The organism is Paenibacillus sp. FSL R7-0216, assembly GCF_037969915.1.
Classification (GTDB): Bacteria; Bacillota; Bacilli; order Paenibacillales; family Paenibacillaceae; genus Fontibacillus; species Fontibacillus rhizolycopersici.
Map to the genome: position 1 here is coordinate 2,103,356 of NZ_CP150222.1, position 16,298 is coordinate 2,119,653.

Here is a 16,298-nt window from a genome sequence, read left to right on the forward strand (position 1 = left end):
AGGGCGACCATGAGTATTGAACACATCCTAGAGCGGATCGTTAACCGCCTGCAGGGAACGGAAGGCCTTCAGGCCATCGTATTGGGAGGATCGCGGGCGACGAACACCCATCGTCCCGATTCGGATATCGACATCGGCCTGTACTATGAAGGCGAAAACGGTTTGGATATCACCGGGTTGGGTCAAATCGCGACGGAACTCGACGATCAGCACCGAAACGATCTGTTAACGGGGATCGGCGAATGGGGCCCGGGGGTTAACGGTGGCGGTTGGCTCGTCATCGGCGGTTATCACGTAGATTTCCTGTATCGGGATATGACCGTAGTCCGAAAGGCAGTTGAGGATTGCTGTGAAGGAATTGTCCAAATGATGTACCAAACGGGGCATCCCCATGCTTTCTTGAACAGCATTTATATGGGGGAGGTAGCCGTATGCCGGATTTTGTGGGAGCGGGAAGACCGGTTGACCCGGCTGAAAAATCAGACCCATCCGTACCCGCCTCTATTACGAGAGGGCATGTTGCGGCAGTTTCTGTTTGAAGCGGGTTTTTCCCTGATGCTTATGGAATCAAGTGCCGATCGTGACGATATCTCATACGTAACCGGGCATGCTTTTCGAAGCGTGTCGAGCCTCAATCAAGCACTTTATGCGTTAAATGGCCGTTATTGCTTGAACGAGAAAAAGGCGGTGCGTAACATCCAATCGTTTGACATCCGACCGGAAAGTTACAAAGATCGATTGGATCTGATGTACGGAAAGCTAGGACCAGACCCGAAGGGAATCCGCGAAAGCATCCACGAACTCCGAACCTTGTTGGATGAGGTAAATGAATTAGCGAAGACGTCAACCGGGGAGGAATCTTGATGACCGCAAAGTCGAAAATGAGCGCCCCGCAACTCACGGCTGATTTAACGGAAGCCAATTGGAATGAAGTGTTGAAAGATGAGGACCATGAATTGGTTGGAGCAACGGTGGTGGGTGCGTCTTACGAACATGAGGTATTGGAAAAATGCATCCTATCCAAAGTGGTGCTCCGTGGTTGTTCTTTTGCCGGCACCGTATTCGAGCGGATGGACATGACCGATGTCGTGCTGGAAAATTGCGATTTGTCCAATGCGGTGCTGGAGAAGGCGATTATCCATCGGGTACATTTCAAGGACTGCAAGTTGACGGGACTGAATCTATCCAAGGCCAATACGGGCTCGGTGACGTTCGAACATTGCATCATGAATTTGAGTGACCTGGTGGAGGCCTCCTTAAAACAGGTCAGATTTGAGGACTGTTCTCTCCAAAATGCGAATTTCTACGGCTCCAAGTTCAAGGAGGTCGAGCTGCTGAGCTGTGATCTGAATGAGACCGATTTTAATGAAACCACTCTGAAGGGTATGGATATCAGTACGTGCACGTTTGAACGTGCGGATATTCCCACCTATGCTTTAGCAGGCTGTACGGTTTCACCAGAGCAAGCCATCGGCTTTGCCAAACTGCTTGGCTTGATCGTAAAATAGAAAGTAACAAACTCAATTGCAAAACGCCCCACCTTGATAGAGCTATCCATAGGTTGGGGCGTTTTGCTCGGGTTTAGAGTTCCTCGACTAGTAACTTCGTTCCAATACCATCTTATAACTCCCAGGCTCGGCACGGAAACCAAGCAGATCACGATTGATGCGCAGCATCGGACCGTTCATGGAATCGTTATGTGTCCGCAAGTAAGGCACTCGGCAGCTTACCGCCGTCTGGATCGCCAGCAGCTTCAAGGCTAGAGCGATATGGCGGCCGCGGTATTCCCGCAGCACGCCGGTGAACTCGTGGTACATCGCCTGCGTTTGCTCGTTTTGCTGCAGCGTCACGACGCCAACGTACCGTTCCCCGTCTTTGGCGATATGGATCCATTCGGGACGAACGCCGGGTTGGTCGATACTCCATTTTTTCCACTCTTCGAACCAAGGAAAACTTCCGGAGAATCCGGGGATATCCAGGTGCGTTGACCGGTACAGCTCATGCAGTTTTCGTTCGTTAGCTTCACCGGGCTCATCCGCCAATGTAACGAATTCAATCCCGGTGTTCTGGGCTGCTGAAATCGCGCCCAGCAGATTACCGCCATCGAATGTCGCCAGCTCCAGTACAGACTCGAACGTGTGGCGTTCCCGGACGTAACCTCTGCGTTCCGCAAAAGCCAAGGAAGCGGCATCGTTATCCCTCATATAATTAGTCAGGCGACTGGCTTTGACTTCGGTAGACCAACGTTCAACTTCATTGTAAATGGCACGGCCAACGCCGTTCATTCGCACTTCCGGCCGCACCACCAAGGTGAACATGAGCTCGCCCGGCTCCGTCCAAGGAGCGCGCCAAACATGGGCATAAGCGGCGATCTGACCCTGCGTATCTTCGGCAACCCATTTGGGATGATCCCAGCCCGTAAGCTTCCCCTCTTCGTTATAGTCCAACTGGCCTGGCGGAATTTTGGCGTCATCTTCCTCTAACAACTTCCCGGACGTCGGCTCTGATGCTATAAAGTTAATTAGTTCGGCGACCGCATCATAATCGTCCGGTTTTCGCATTTGACGAATCGTGTACGTTATCAATCCATAACCTCCTATGTAATCGGTTCTTCTGCCATTATCTCATGGCAATCGGTTATGAGGAGGGTAAGGTTTGGATATAAATAGAAATTCCTGATTCGAATGAGAAAACCGACTACCAGGTAAACCCGGCGGAGTTTCGAGTGAATGAATTCAACCTGTATTGCAGGAGGGTTGCTATGCGATTCAAAACGAAACGAGATCCTTTGTTCACTGTCCTTTGGACGGCATTGATTTTGGTTGCAAATCTGGTGATTCTATGGCCGTTGCTTCTCGATCCGCAAGCATTAACGTCGGGAGGACTTGTGGGGCTAATCGTACCCGATGTGCTCGTGACCGCCTTGCTGGGGTGGCTCGCGATCGGTATCTCCTACGAGATCAAAGAGGATGTGCTGCTCGTTAAGGGAGGCATGCTCCGTTCCAAAATTCGATTCGAGGAGATTACTCGGATTACGTACCATCCGAATATCTGGTTAGGGTATCGACTCATCTCCTCGCGTGATGCGATTGAAATCCACTACCGAACCGGTGTCCTTGGCAGCGTCGTTATCTCACCGGCGGATCAAAAGCGATTCATCGAAGAGCTGATTCGGCGAAATCACTCCATTCAAATTGTTGATAGCCCTTGAGCGAAGGGAGGCAAGTCACATCGCCGGAAATCTTTTTTTGCTATGCTGGGTGAAAAGCAAGGGGAGAGAAGGTAGGCTTATCCTATGGTGCATATGTCCAGTTTACTCATCCCGGCAGCGGTGTTACTCCCAAATTTGTTGTTTGTGGTTTGGCCTCCGCAGCCCATACCCGGATTGAAAGAAACCAAACAAAGCCACATTTATCAAATCGCTGAAGGCATCGGACGAGTGGGTGTCGTGGTTCTCCCTTTGTTCTCGGCGATACGCTTGGAAGGGAGCCTTGAATGGATCGCTCTCGTGATGATGCTCCTGAGCTTAGGGTTTTACGCCAGCGGCTGGATTCGCTACCTTCGGAATGAACGGGAGTATCGTTACTTATACACGTCGATGTTGGGGATTCCGGTGCCGATGGCGGTCATGCCGGTCCTGTATTTCATGAGTGCCTCACTTCTGCTGCATTCTTATCCTCTTATGGCTTGCAGCCTAATTTTCGGGATCGGACATATACCAGCCAGCATCCGAAGCCAACGTTCCCTCCCGAAAATAAACTAACCTGAAAAGGGGCGGAAGCTCGGCCGCCCCTTTAAAGCTTCTGTTTAATTCACCTTCGTAAACATCCACTTCTGCGCGTCCGTGCCGTTATCCGTCCACTGTTGCACCGCTGCTCCGTCCGCCGTCGAAGCGCCGGACACATCCACCACCAAACCGCTGGCTTTGGATACCAGCTTGAAATATCCGCCGCCCGCATCAACGATACGCCAACGCTGAGCATCCGTACCATTATCCGTCCACTGCTGCAGCTGCACGCCGGTGGCTGTGCTTGCGCTTGGGACATCCAGCACCTTGCCGCTGTGGATGGCTGTCAGCTTGTAATATCCATCGCCTGTGCTATCCAGACGGAAACGCTGATTGCTGGCACTATAGTTGGTCCATTGCTGTATTTTGGCCCCGTCTGCAGTGGAGACATCAACCACATCCATCACCTTACCGCTAGCTTTAGAAGCGAGGGTATAGACTGCGCCGTTCTCAAGGGTAGGCGAAGTACCGACCTGGTCCTGATAGACGCGTACATAATCCACCAGCATTTGCGCGGGGAATGGCGTGGACCCGTCCGGGCTACCCGGCCAGTTGCCGCCGACTGCAAGATTCAACAGCAGGAAGAACGGCTTCTGAAATTCTTCCGTGTTCCCGGTTCCGTTTGCGATATAGAACTCATTATATTGGATACCGTCCACGAACCAGCGAATATAACTCGAGTCCCATTCAACGGTGTACGTATGGTATTGAGAAAAATCTAAATTGCCTGAAGTCCGGCCGTAAGAGGCGTATCCGTTCGCGTCCCAATGCACGGTGCCGTTAACAACCGCGTTATGGTTTACGCGTTCCATAATGTCGATTTCGCCGCAATAAGGCCAGTTAACGGAAGTGATGTTCTCGCCCAGCATCCAGAACGCCGGCCAAAGGCCTTGTCCGGTCGGAAGCTTGATCCGGGCTTCGATTTTGCCGTAAGTGAAGCTCTTTAAGCCTTGGGTTTTGATTCGCGCGGATGTGTAGTTTCTGCCTCCGTAATTTTCCTTCTGGGCGGTGATCACCAGATTGCCGCCGGTAACTTGCAGGTTTTGCGGACGGTCGGTGTAATACTGGAGTTCGTTATTTCCCCAACCGTTCGTACCGGTGCCCATTTCGGGTGTCCAGTAAGCACGATTGAGAGAGGAACCATTAAATTCGTCGCTCCAGACCAGTTTCCAGTTTGGAGCCGCGCTTGAGATTTGGGGTGCAGGCACAAAGACGACCAAGAGGGTGAGCAGCAGAAAGAGGAGAATCGGTTTACCGCGTTTTAGCATCATGAATTCGCTCCTTTCAAAAATTGAATGGTTTGGGCTAACCTGCCACGTGCGATGTTCATACTAAACCGGTTTCGATTATTATGATAGCGCTATCATTACATAGATTACCATTTAAAGGTTAGTTTTACAACACCTATTTTGGAAGGTTTTTCAAATCGATATGGTTCTGTTATTCTTGTATCAACCCATGATAGAACGGGAGGAATCGTATGGAGCTGCGGATATTGGAGGCGTCAGATGCTGTGATCTATCAGACCCTTCGTTTGAGAGGTTTGCAGGATCATCCGGAAGCTTTCGGATCAACTTACGAGCGGGAATCGGCTTTTTCGACTGACACGGTGGCGGATCGCATCAAACCCAGCGAAGACCGATTCGTGCTGGGCGCGTTCGACGAAGATGGGACGTTAACGGGCATCGTTACCTTTGTTCGGGAAAGCTCCCCCAAAGCACGGCATAAAGGAACTGTATTCGGTTTGTACGTCACGCCCGGAATGCGGGGCCAAGGAATAGGTCAGGTGCTGATGCAGGAGCTCCTATCGAGAGCTAAGCAGTTGGATGGGCTGGAACAGCTCAATCTAGCGGTCGTATCTACAAACGGGAGGGCTCTCAAACTCTACGAATCGATAGGGTTTCGGACCTACGGAACCGAGCGAAGAGCCTTGAAATGGGACGGCAAGTATTATGACGAGGATTATATGGCGTTAAAACTGAACTGAATGGGGGACGGAGGATGCTAATGAACACGGAACGTCTGCAGATCAGGGAATTTATGTGGGAGGACGAGCAGGCGGTTCATGCTTATGCTTCTGATCCATTGGTGGTGGAGCATATGCTCTGGGGACCGAATTCGGAGGAAGATACGCAGGATTATTTGAGACAAGTGATCCAAAAGCAGGAGCAACTGCCGCGGGTAGCGTATGAACTGGCAGTAGTCATCCGTGAGACCGGTCAATTGATTGGGGGGTGCGGCTTGTTCCTGGAGGGGTACAGGCAAGCCGAGCTCGGGTATTGCTTCAATCGGACATTTTGGGGGGAAGGGTACGCGACGGAAGCGGCCAAGTTCATGGTACGCATGGGCTTCCGCGAGCTGGGACTGCACCGGATCTATGCGACCTGTCGGCCGGATAATGTGGGTTCCGCTAAAGTGATGCAAAAGCTCGGGATGCAGTATGAAGGGCATTTTCGGGAACATCGCTGGCACAAGGGAAGTTGGCGGGATTCGTATCAGTATTCCATTTTATCAAGAGAGTTTGATTAGGGGGATCGGGGATGTCAATGCAAGCAGTCAAAGATGACCTTTTGAGCCAATTCCGCGCGTGGACAAGTTATGTCCGGGACATCGAGCCATTGGATTGGGCGAAGCCCGTTAACGAAGGGAAGTGGTCTGTCCACGGGTTGGTCAGCCATTTGATGATGTGGGACAAATATTTCTGGGAGAGGGCTATCCAGCCCATCTCACAGGATCAGCCCCTTTCGTTGCAGGAGCTGGATTTTGACGAATTTAACCGTGAGGCCGTGGAGTTTGGGCATGCGAAATCAAAATCGGAATTAATCGAGCTTGCCGTGTATTATCGCTGCTTGATCCTCGAGGCGATTGAGGGCATGGATGAGGCGATGCTTAACCGAACCTACGGGGAGTTTACGTTTGAATCATATCTGCGCGATTTTATTTGGCATGATCAGCATCATCGGAGTCAAATCGAAGAACGTAAAGCGTATCTTGTATAAAAAATGAATCGGAAGGTGAGACATGAAACTCGCCTTAAAGAGATTATTGGCTTACTGGATTGATTTCATGCTGCTGGCTGCCGTTTTGGTCGCTTTGCAGGGGCTGGTGAACGCTGTGTCTTCCGGCTTTCCCTTTGCCTATTTCGACAAGGGGATCGAAGTTGAGCTCTGGGTGCTGGGTACGATGTCTTTGCCCGTATGGGGTTACTTCATCCTGATGGAGCGACGTTATGGACAGACGCTCGGCAAAAAATGTCTGGGTTTGCGCGTCACGGACGATCAAGGCAAGCCGATCCATGTTGGGCAGGCTTTGGTCAGAACGGCGGTGCGTCTGTTTCCCTGGGAAATGACCCATGGGATCATCCTGGTGCCCGAACCCTGGTGGAGTGTGGAAATACCGGCCCACCCAGGCTGGATTTACCTGCCTAACGGTATCCTGTTGATTTATCTTGTGATATTATTTTCCACTAAGGGAAACCAGACCTTCCACGACGTTGTCGCCGGCACGAAAGTGATCGAAAGAGTGGAGAGAAGGAGAGATAACCGATGAAGTATTTCAAGAAGCTAGAGGGATCCAGGTTGTATCTGTCCCCCGTGAATCCAGAAGACGTAGAGACCTATACCCGGTGGATCAATGATCTTTCCGTGTCTGTCAGACTGGGGAATTCCAGAGAAGTGTTTGGGCTGCAACGAGAACAAGGCTTGCTGGAGGACATGGTCAAAGAGGGCCAAAATTTTGCGATCGTTCGGATGGACGATGACCAACTGCTGGGAAATTGTTCCTTGTTTGCAATGGACTCGATTCGCCGGGTCGCGGAGGTCGGGATCTTCTTGGGAGATGAGGAGCAACGGGGGCAGGGTTACGGAACCGAGGCGTTGCAGCTCATTTGCGAATACGGGTTCAAAATCTTGAATCTCAACAATATCATGCTGCGCGTATTTGAGTTCAATCAACCGGCCATCCGATGTTACGAAAAAGCCGGGTTCCGTGTTTTCGGCCGCCGATCGCAAAGCTATTATATGAATGATACGTACTTCGATGAGATTTATATGGAAATGCTGCGGAGCGATTGCAAGACCACCTATCTGGATGCCAAGCTGCCCCGACGCAACTAACATCCCATAGTACTTCAAGACGACCCGGCCTTCCTGTGTGCGACGAGCCGGGTCGAACTCTATACGGAGGGGAAGATGGTGCAGATGAAGCTTGTGATTATATTTGGCCCGCAGGCGGTAGGAAAGATGACGGTAGGCCAGGAGCTGGAGAAGCTTACTGGACTGAAGTTATTTCATAATCATATGACGATTGAGCTGGTCTCGCATTTTTTTGATTATGGGTCTCCCGCCGGCAAACGGCTGGTTGGTTTGTTTCGGGAGGAAATCTTTGAAGAGGTAGCGAAAAGTGACTTGCCCGGGCTGATTTTTACCTATGTCTGGGCGTTTGACCTCCCGTCTGACCGGGAATATGTTGAACATATCCGCCGGATTTTTGAATCCCAGGGCGGTGAAGTGTTCTACGTTGAATTGGAGGCCGATCTGGAGGAACGGCTGATCCGCAACCGCGATCCGCATCGTCTGCTGCATAAGGCAAGTAAAAGAAATCTGGCGCGCTCCGAAAGGGATCTACTTCAAACCATGGAGAAACATCGATTGAACTCCTTGGACGGCGAGATAGGAGAAGCTAATTACATCAAAATCAACAATACCGCCTGTTCCCCGGACGAGGTGGCAAGAATCATCCAGGAGCGGTTTCAGCTATAATCGTGTTGAAGTTCCCCTCTCATTGAAATGTAGAGATAAACGCATGAAATGTTCGGGTTTTAATACAAGGATGTGTTTCGCGAGGTGGAACATCGGCCATGAGAACAGAGGCATGAGAACGAATCGACTTGGAGGACAACATGAGCGAAACCGAAATTTTTGACTTCTACACCATAGAGATGAGGAAGCTGGGCACCGCCTCCAGACAAGAGGTACATACAAAAGGTTTGTGGCATCAAACCTTTCATTGCTGGATTATGAAACGGGATACCAGGGGCGAAATCGATCTCTTGTTTCAACGGCGTCATGTGAATAAAGACGTGTTCCCTTCGCTCCTGGATACTTCCTGCGCAGGACATCTCCAAGCTGGAGAAGAAGCAAGGGACGGAGTCCGCGAACTGGAAGAGGAGCTCGGACTAGCGGTACCGGTTGAGGATCTGACCTATATCGGCAAGGTAGCTCAGGAGCATCTAATTTCCCCCCATTTGATCGACCGTGAGTTTAACCATGTATTTCTCTACGAAAGCGAACAGCCTTTGGTCGATTACCGCATCCAGGCCGAGGAACTGACGGGGCTTTATTGGGTTAGCTTGCGAGACTTTCAGGAGTTGCGCTGTGGGGATCGCGACCAACTGACGTCAACCGGAGTTTACGTGGATGACCCCAGCGGGACCCTGATGGAAGAACAGGCCACATGGCGTCTAACGGATTTTACGCCCAATTCGGACGAGTACTATCAATTGTTATTTGACCAGATCGGAAAGAGGTAGCGCATGGTGAAACCTCAGGATAGGCGGTGGGTTGCCTTCGCGCTGGTCGGATATTCCTTGCTGCTGATTTACTGGATGTTGTTCGGTTTCGGCCGAGAACCGCATGATACCTATAGGTACAACTTGAAGCCTTTATTTACGATCCGCCAATTTCTTCGTGCAGGTGATTTTATGTCAGCCCGATGGCTCGTGAATATGATCGGGAACATCGGCGTGTTTATCCCTTTTGGTCTCCTGATGCCCATGGTGTTCGGAGGGAAGCTGCGGAAAGAGATTTCTCTTTTTTTGCTGGGAATCGTGATCCTTGAAATCTTGCAGCTGGTACTGAAGAGAGGCAGCTTCGACGTCGACGATTTGATTCTGAACGCGGCGGGATTTATGCTGGGCTTTGGCATATATAAATTATATGACAGGATACTAATGAAGCCGAATAAGCGAAGGACGTGATGTGATTTGAATAAGGAAAAAAGCCTGTTATACGCCTTTTTGGTTGGCATTGGATTTTGCCTGGTTCCTTTTGCGGCCTCGGATTTTTTTCTGTTTCGTTTCATTTTCGGTTTTGTTCGTTGTTTGGGTATGGTCGTAACGATCTTTGCCGGTTTCTTTATCCTAACGGAATCCTAACTTCATCTCAAAAAAATATACGGCAATCTCATCCAAACGCTGGTCATCTCCGCTGCAGTGATTCTGGCGCTCGTTTTCATTTTCTATTGGGGGTTGTTCAACTAGCTGTGTTTGGGGAAAGGAGAAAAGCCACGTTGAAATCCAGGAAGTTTGTCGACGCGAAAATCAAGCGGTCCATCGCGGATCATGCGGAGCAAACGGATCAGCGGACGTTGGCGTTATGGGCAGCGGAATGCGCGGAGCGCGTGCTGACCTGCTTCGAGGCGGAGCGGCCAGGGGATTTGCGGCCACGCCAGGCGATCCAAGCGGCCCGCGCCTGGGTGCGCGGCGAAGTGAGCATGGCCGCGGCGCGTGCGGCAGCGTTTGCGGCGCATAACGCGGCCCGCGAAGCCAGCCATGCCTCCGCCAGTGCAGCGGCCCGAGCCGCCGGTCATGCGGCGGCGACCGCGCATGTGGCGGAGCATGCGCCGCATAGCGCCACCTATGCCGCCAAGGCATTGGCTCTTGCCGCGGACGATGCGGACACCGCCAAGGCAAGAACTGAGCTGGAGCGGCAGTGGCAGCTTCGCCGGCTGCTAGACTATTGAATTCATCATCTAACAAGGAGATGCACCAATGAATCATACACCCGTCAGCGTTTATGAAGCGGAACTCGGACATCTGGAGCAATTAGCCCGGCTGTTTGACGAATATCGCTTATTTTATGAACAAGCCTCGGACCTGGAAGGAGCCCGGCTGTTTTTGGAGAGCCGGCTAAGCCGGAGCGAATCCGTCGTTTTCTTGGCGGTCGAGCCGCTCAGTGGGAAGGCAGTTGGGTTTACGCAGCTATATCCTTCCTTTTCGTCCATTTCGATGAAACGAATTTGGATTTTAAACGATTTGTACGTACAGGAGGAATATCGGAACCAAGGCGCGGCGAAGCTGTTGCTGGAAGCAGCAAAATCCCATGCCCGGGATACGGATGCTAAAGGCCTGGAGCTGTCGACGGCTATGACCAACGCCCGGGCTCAGCGATTGTATGAACAAAGTGGATACGAGCGGGATACGGAGTTTTACCATTACTTTCTAAGCTTGTAGTACAAAAAGGAGTTGTCGCATGACCAAAGTGCTTGTAGTGGATGACGAAGCGGGCATCTCCGGAGCAGTGTCCTACGCACTGCGACGCGAAGGGTACACGGTGGAGACGGCGGCGGATGGGGAAGAGGCGCTAGACCGGGTCGATTCGTTCCGACCGGAGGTCATGGTACTTGATGTCATGATGCCCAAGCTAAGCGGATACGAGGTATGCCGCAGACTGGAAGGCCGGCCGCAGCGGCCGGCGATTCTTTTGTTGACGGTTAAGAACGACATTGTCGACAAAGTGCTGGGCCTGGAGCTTGGGGCGGACGATTATATGACCAAGCCGTTTGATATGCGAGAGCTTGTCGCCCGAGTTAAAGCGCTTGCGCGACGCGGCTTACAGACAATCCCCGGGACTCCCAATGAGGATCGGGAGCTCGTTCGATTAGGTGAACTTACGATTCACTTACTCAATCGGACGGTTTATGCTGGCGGTACCCTAATTGACCTGACGCCAAAAGAATTTGATTTGCTGGCGCTCTTCGCCGAACATCCCGGACGGGTGTATTCTCGGGAAGCGCTGTTGGAGCAAGTGTGGGACATGGATTTCGCCGGAGGCACGCGAACGGTCGATATGCATGTGCAGCGACTGCGCAAGAAGCTGGGTCAGTGGAACGATGTGATTCAAACCGTGTACGGCATTGGCTATAAAAGCGCGGAGCAACAGCCATGAAACGACGGACTTGGCGATTTGGCCTCAAAGGGAAGGCAGCGGTGCTTCTCGCTATTCTGCTGGCTGCCGTCATCGCCGTCCTTAGCGTCCTGGTGTTGGCAGGCATCCGGGAGGACCAGCGCGAGCGCCTAGAGCAAACGTTGGCCGCAGAGGCAGAGTCCGCGAATCTCCGGGTTCGCCAGGAAGTGCTGACGAGCGGTTCGCCCGCTCCGGATGCGTTCATGGAGCAAAGCGGCCAAGGTCTTGCCGTCGATTTGGGTGCCGAAAGCGGCTTGCCGGTCACACTCTATAAAACCGACGGGTCGCTTGCGGGCACCTCGTTGCCGTTTCAGCCCAAGGTGGATGTCCAGGATGCGCTAAGTTATACAGCCAAAGGGCGATCTGCCTATATCACGGAAGGCGATCAGCTACTGTATTTAGCGCCTCTTTATGCATTTGATCAGGAATCGGTGGGAACGGTGCAATTTCATGTGTCCCTCACGGAACAGCAGGCTTTTTACGAGCGGATTCGGCGGTTGTTCTGGCTCGCGGGTGTGACGGTACTGGTTGGGGGATTTCTGCTCGGCTACCTCTTTGTCTGGCGACAAGCTCATGTGATCACGCGGTTAAATCGCGCCGCAACGCGGATAGGAGAAGGGGAGTACCTACGTGAGCCTACTGTCCAACGGAAGGATGAGCTTGGGGAACTCGCGCAGGGGATCTATGAAATGAGCGGAAAAATCGCGACCACCCACGCCCAGTTGACCGATGAGAAAAGCAAGCTGCTCGAGGCAGTTACCCGTTTGCAGGAGCTGGAGCAGCAACAGAAACTGTTCATCGGGAACATCAGTCACGAACTGAAAACCCCGCTGACCTCAATTCTCGCCTACGCCGATCTGTTGGACATGTATCGGGACGATCCGGCGCTCCTGGAGGAGGCGGCCCGGCATATCGGGATGGAAGCCGAGCGATTATACGCGCTTGTTGAGAAATCGTTGAAGCTTTCTTCTATGGACGTCTACGAGTTTGAAACTCATGCCTCCTCGGTCGACCTGAAGCCATTGCTTACGGAAGCGGCGTTACGCTTGCAAGCGAAAGCGGAGAAGCAAGGCATCGAACTGGTCACAACCTTGCAGGATGGCAAGGTCTGGGCCGATTCGGATAACATGATGCATATGGTGATGAATCTTTTGGATAACGGCGTGAAATACAATCAACCCGGCGGCAAAGTATTTCTATCCAATAAAGCGATCTCAGAACCGGGCGGTCCGGGGCGGATGCAAATTACGGTGAAAGATACCGGCATCGGCATCCCACCGGAAGCGTGGCCTCGCATCTTTGATCCGTTCTTTACCGTCAGCAGCGACAGAGCCAGAGTTCATGGAGGGACAGGCCTTGGCCTGCCGCTAGTTCGCAGCCTCGCAGAGAAGCAACGGGGTTCGGTGAAACTAACCGCATCCGGCCCCGAGGGATCGACGTTTGTCATCGAATTGCCGCTCGAGCGTCCTGATCCTCAGGATGGCGGCTAATTCAGCCGGTTTCAGCCCAGACTTAATCGAGGTCCGGGCTGTTTGGCATGTCGTCGGGTCCGGCGGCAAGGTGAAAGGAGCAACTGCAAAAGTGCATTTGATTTCTAGCCCCAGTGCCAGTTTCGAGCTAGTCAAATGTAAAAGTGCATCCGGTAGGAGCTGATTCTAACTTTAAGGACGTTTTGGGCAAAAATAAACTGCAATTTTACATCTGAAAGACGATTTATCGACATCCGCGGGCAAATTGCCTGCACTTTTGCATCTGAAGGCCACTTACCGAAATTCGTGTGCATATCGCCTGCACTTTCACATTTAGCAAAGACGTTACAAGAACGTTACAAGTCGGATATTTTTACGTGATAACTCTTTTCTATACTTAGGTCAACAGGGGAAACCGAAACGCTTCGGAGCTCCTGTGGCACTAACGCGGGAGGTACCTGTAATGAAGCATCACCCTGGGAAGTACGGGTTCACGTTGTTGGCTGCAACGCTGTTGTCCATCGCCTTAACGGCATGTCAAGCAACCGGAGACCGGCTGACGGTCGTGGACCCTGGTGCCACTCGCCAATCCGGGCAGCAGACGCCCGTCCGAGGTGGAGCGGATGAAGCCAAAGCCAAGCGACAGTTAACGGTAGTTCACACGCCGGGGCAACCGGCTAGCCGAGAGGTAACCGTTGCTGGAACGCATAAGATTGAAGCCGCGAGCATTCAATCCTGGATTTCAGAAGAAGAGGTGGCAATCGAAACGATCCGACTCGTCAAAGCCGGGACGGCGACTGAGGAACCTCAATACGAGTACGCGACCTCAATCCTGAACCTGGTGAATGGCCAAACGCGCAAACCCGCGGGAGAGGAGGGACAGCAAATGGACGGCTACATGCTCGTGAAAGAGACCTTGTCACCAAACGGGGGGTACAGCTTTATTCAAAAATGGAAGGACAAATATACTGCCGACAATTTCGTGAAAGATCGCGGGACGGGCGAAACGATTCAAATCCCCGGGGACAACTACTTGGAACTGGGTGGCTGGCTTAACGAGAATACGTATGTTTTGGCCGCCGGTTCTATGAGTGGGCGCGGAGAGATCCGGCAAATCTCTGCAGCGGATGGGAAAGTGACGAAGCTTCCGCTGGAGGATCCTGACGTTGAGGTATTTACGCAGTTTGGCGTCAGTCACGGCCGAATCTACTATACCGACAACCACCAGGTATTGAAGGTGTTTGATCCGGGGCAGACGAAGCCGGTCAGCTTAATTCGCGACGTATGGGATTTCCAACTCTCACCGAACAGCCAATATATATCCGTGTCTACGGTTACCCAATCGGGAGCGTTTCAAGGCAGCGAACTGCTGATCTACGACTCGGCCGGCACCCTCCAGGGTACGCTTATCGGCAAAGGTGACCTGATCTCCTACGTATCTTGGTCTCCGGAGTCCGACAAACTGGCGTTCGACGTGTATACCGAGAAGAAACCGGGTATGAACGGGGTGTATCTGTTCGACACGGGTTCAGGGCAAGTGTCGCCGCTCGCTCCCTATTACGCGTCTACGGAGCCGCTCCCCCATCCGGTATACCCATTAAGCTGGAGTCCATCGGGTAAACAGCTGGGTATTACGGTGGATGATCCAAAATCGCTGCTTGTCACTCAAGTCATCGAGTTTAAGTAATTGAAAAGAACATTGTGAGGAGAGGAATAACCATATGAACAACAACATGAAAAAATCGATCTTGGCTTTCGCTGTAGTGGGCATGACCTTTACCGGAGCCGCAGGAGTCTTCGCAGGAACGCAATTGCAGAAAATCACCGCTTATTTGAATCACCAAATCGGCATCCAGGTTAACGGTCAAACCTACGCCCCGGTTGACGGGCAAGGGCGTCAGTTGGCGCCAATCACTTACGACGGAACGACGTATTTGCCGGTACGGGCATTGGCGGATGTGCTGAAGGTTCCGGTGAATTATGACGCTACCCGCCATCAGGTGCAAATCGGGAGCAAAGCTCCGGAAACCCCGGAAATCCCTGAATCCAATACAGACTTGATCACTGTAAACTATACAAAAGCCCAGTTGGAGGAGATCATCAAAGCGTTCGCCAAATTCGAATCCTTCGAAACGCCATATGCGCCCCAACAAATGGCTAAAGGGGATGGCTTTAAGCTGGTGGGCGCCTCGGATGATGGCGTGAACTTGATTTTTAATCATATGACGGTTTCGATATCCCCGCGGGATTATGCTTACGAATACGAGGGAAAAACGATCACCTTGTCGAACGATGTTCAAGCGAAATGGTACACTCCGTCTGAAACGCCGATGCTTTCCTTCAAGTTGGATGACCGTTTCGTGACGCTAAGCTCGCCGGATGGCAAAATAAGCCAAACCCAGATGGAGAAGGTAGCCGTCACTGTTGCGAAGTTGAAATAAACTCTTTAGGGATCTCGGAAGGTCTGTCGGAGCAGGAGTTCATCCTGTTACGACAGGCCTCTTTTGATTAGGCAAAGGTTAGCAAATCGGCATTTACTTCCAGCTGTATTCTGGCCTAATATGGAGTTATTGGTTACGTTATCGAATCGAGGAGGGGGAGCGGGATGATCAAATCGTTTGATCAATTGGAGCTTTTGTTGGCGGAGTTTTCGAGAGTCGTGAGCGCCATGGACGAGGCAAGCTTTGTGAATAAACCGTCGCCGGAGAAGTGGTCGAAGATGGAGATCCTCGGGCATTTGTGCGATTCGGCGGCAAATAACCATGTGCGGTTTATGCGGATTCTGACGACGGATGAGCCGATCACAATTGATGGGTACGCGCAGGATGATTGGGTGAAACGCCACGGCTATCAGCATTACTATCACCGTGAGGAGCTTCTCCTGTTGTGGAATCAACTTAACGGGTTGATCCTGAATGCGCTGCGTAGTGCCACCGAATCGGATGGAGCGAAACGATGTGTGCTCACCGACGGTACCTCGCTAACACTTGACGAATTATTTGCAGATTATATCCGGCATGCGGAGCATCATCTCAGACAAATTCGCGATATTCGTTAAGGGAATAAAACTAGGAAATT

21 protein-coding genes are annotated in these 16,298 nt (G+C 51.9%); 19 read left to right on the top strand and 2 right to left on the bottom strand.

What is annotated here, in order from left to right; translation table 11 throughout:
- The first annotated feature begins 9 nt into the window (after nucleotides 1-9).
- The gene (locus MKZ15_RS09340) at nucleotides 10-864 is read left to right on the top strand and encodes a nucleotidyltransferase domain-containing protein (protein ID WP_213621799.1); all 855 of its coding nucleotides are present in this window, start codon (nucleotides 10-12) and stop codon (nucleotides 862-864) included.
- Nucleotides 864-1,508, top strand: a complete 645-nt coding sequence (locus tag MKZ15_RS09345) for a pentapeptide repeat-containing protein (protein ID WP_193415118.1) — start codon at nucleotides 864-866, stop codon at nucleotides 1,506-1,508. Before MKZ15_RS09340 ends, MKZ15_RS09345 begins: the two co-directional genes overlap by 1 nt.
- Nucleotides 1,509-1,595: 87 nt before the next feature.
- Here the strand turns inward: MKZ15_RS09345 and MKZ15_RS09350 are convergent, their stop codons facing one another.
- Nucleotides 1,596-2,585: a GNAT family N-acetyltransferase gene (locus tag MKZ15_RS09350; protein WP_244868348.1), complete on the bottom strand. Its 990-nt coding sequence runs from the start codon at nucleotides 2,583-2,585 to the stop codon at nucleotides 1,596-1,598.
- Nucleotides 2,586-2,761: 176 nt separating this feature from the next.
- Between MKZ15_RS09350 and MKZ15_RS09355 the strand changes: the two genes are divergently transcribed.
- Together MKZ15_RS09355 and MKZ15_RS09360 are read left to right on the top strand one after the other, a co-directional pair.
- Nucleotides 2,762-3,211: a PH domain-containing protein gene (locus MKZ15_RS09355; RefSeq protein WP_193415120.1), complete on the top strand. Its 450-nt coding sequence runs from the start codon at nucleotides 2,762-2,764 to the stop codon at nucleotides 3,209-3,211.
- Nucleotides 3,212-3,295: 84 nt separating this feature from the next.
- Nucleotides 3,296-3,763 (top strand): hypothetical protein, encoded by a 468-nt coding sequence (locus tag MKZ15_RS09360; RefSeq protein WP_213621798.1) that lies wholly within the window; start codon nucleotides 3,296-3,298, stop codon nucleotides 3,761-3,763.
- A 44-nt stretch (nucleotides 3,764-3,807) separates the two neighbouring features.
- Here the strand turns inward: MKZ15_RS09360 and MKZ15_RS09365 are convergent, their stop codons facing one another.
- On the bottom strand, nucleotides 3,808-5,055 hold the full coding sequence (locus tag MKZ15_RS09365; protein ID WP_193415381.1) for an RICIN domain-containing protein: 1,248 nt from the start codon (nucleotides 5,053-5,055) through the stop codon (nucleotides 3,808-3,810).
- Nucleotides 5,056-5,267: 212 nt separating this feature from the next.
- Here MKZ15_RS09365 and MKZ15_RS09370 point away from each other — a divergent pair, with 212 nt between their 5' ends.
- The 15 genes from MKZ15_RS09370 (at nucleotide 5,268) to MKZ15_RS09440 (ending at nucleotide 16,278) form a co-directional block, all read left to right on the top strand.
- The gene (locus tag MKZ15_RS09370; protein WP_193415122.1) at nucleotides 5,268-5,774 is read left to right on the top strand and encodes a GNAT family protein; all 507 of its coding nucleotides are present in this window, start codon (nucleotides 5,268-5,270) and stop codon (nucleotides 5,772-5,774) included.
- 20 nt (nucleotides 5,775-5,794) lie between these two features.
- On the top strand, nucleotides 5,795-6,316 hold the full coding sequence (locus MKZ15_RS09375; RefSeq protein ID WP_306433120.1) for a GNAT family protein: 522 nt from the start codon (nucleotides 5,795-5,797) through the stop codon (nucleotides 6,314-6,316).
- A gap of 11 nt (nucleotides 6,317-6,327) precedes the next feature.
- Entirely contained in the window at nucleotides 6,328-6,786 is a 459-nt protein-coding gene (locus tag MKZ15_RS09380) for a DinB family protein (RefSeq protein WP_240908620.1), read from the top strand.
- Nucleotides 6,787-6,808: 22 nt separating this feature from the next.
- The gene (locus MKZ15_RS09385; RefSeq protein ID WP_339821462.1) at nucleotides 6,809-7,336 is read left to right on the top strand and encodes an RDD family protein; all 528 of its coding nucleotides are present in this window, start codon (nucleotides 6,809-6,811) and stop codon (nucleotides 7,334-7,336) included.
- On the top strand, nucleotides 7,333-7,902 hold the full coding sequence (locus MKZ15_RS09390; RefSeq protein ID WP_339821465.1) for a GNAT family protein: 570 nt from the start codon (nucleotides 7,333-7,335) through the stop codon (nucleotides 7,900-7,902). The genes MKZ15_RS09385 and MKZ15_RS09390 overlap by 4 nt, the downstream gene beginning before the upstream one ends.
- Nucleotides 7,903-7,986: 84 nt before the next feature.
- Nucleotides 7,987-8,547, top strand: coding sequence for an AAA family ATPase (locus MKZ15_RS09395; RefSeq protein ID WP_193415383.1), 561 nt, complete (start codon nucleotides 7,987-7,989; stop codon nucleotides 8,545-8,547).
- Nucleotides 8,548-8,687: 140 nt separating this feature from the next.
- A complete protein-coding gene (locus MKZ15_RS09400) occupies nucleotides 8,688-9,317 on the top strand; it encodes an NUDIX domain-containing protein (protein WP_155605201.1) in 630 nt (209 codons plus the stop codon).
- 3 nt (nucleotides 9,318-9,320) lie between these two features.
- Nucleotides 9,321-9,764 carry a VanZ family protein gene (locus tag MKZ15_RS09405; RefSeq protein ID WP_339821471.1) on the top strand — a complete coding sequence of 148 codons (444 nt, stop codon included), beginning with the start codon at nucleotides 9,321-9,323 and terminating at the stop codon, nucleotides 9,762-9,764.
- 311 nt (nucleotides 9,765-10,075) lie between these two features.
- The gene (locus MKZ15_RS09410) at nucleotides 10,076-10,528 is read left to right on the top strand and encodes a putative immunity protein (protein ID WP_339821474.1); all 453 of its coding nucleotides are present in this window, start codon (nucleotides 10,076-10,078) and stop codon (nucleotides 10,526-10,528) included.
- Nucleotides 10,529-10,556: 28 nt separating this feature from the next.
- Nucleotides 10,557-11,018, top strand: a complete 462-nt coding sequence (locus MKZ15_RS09415; protein WP_193415128.1) for a GNAT family N-acetyltransferase — start codon at nucleotides 10,557-10,559, stop codon at nucleotides 11,016-11,018.
- Nucleotides 11,019-11,037: 19 nt separating this feature from the next.
- Complete coding sequence (locus tag MKZ15_RS09420) at nucleotides 11,038-11,733, top strand: response regulator transcription factor (protein WP_339821476.1); 696 nt, start codon at nucleotides 11,038-11,040, stop codon at nucleotides 11,731-11,733.
- Complete coding sequence (locus tag MKZ15_RS09425; protein ID WP_339821478.1) at nucleotides 11,730-13,241, top strand: HAMP domain-containing sensor histidine kinase; 1,512 nt, start codon at nucleotides 11,730-11,732, stop codon at nucleotides 13,239-13,241. The genes MKZ15_RS09420 and MKZ15_RS09425 overlap by 4 nt, the downstream gene beginning before the upstream one ends.
- Nucleotides 13,242-13,683: 442 nt before the next feature.
- Nucleotides 13,684-14,907, top strand: a complete 1,224-nt coding sequence (locus MKZ15_RS09430) for a WD40 repeat domain-containing protein (RefSeq protein WP_339821481.1) — start codon at nucleotides 13,684-13,686, stop codon at nucleotides 14,905-14,907.
- Between the two features lie 34 nt (nucleotides 14,908-14,941).
- The gene (locus MKZ15_RS09435; RefSeq protein ID WP_339821484.1) at nucleotides 14,942-15,661 is read left to right on the top strand and encodes a stalk domain-containing protein; all 720 of its coding nucleotides are present in this window, start codon (nucleotides 14,942-14,944) and stop codon (nucleotides 15,659-15,661) included.
- Nucleotides 15,662-15,825: 164 nt separating this feature from the next.
- Complete coding sequence (locus tag MKZ15_RS09440; RefSeq protein ID WP_339821487.1) at nucleotides 15,826-16,278, top strand: DinB family protein; 453 nt, start codon at nucleotides 15,826-15,828, stop codon at nucleotides 16,276-16,278.
- Nucleotides 16,279-16,298: the final 20 nt, after the last annotated feature.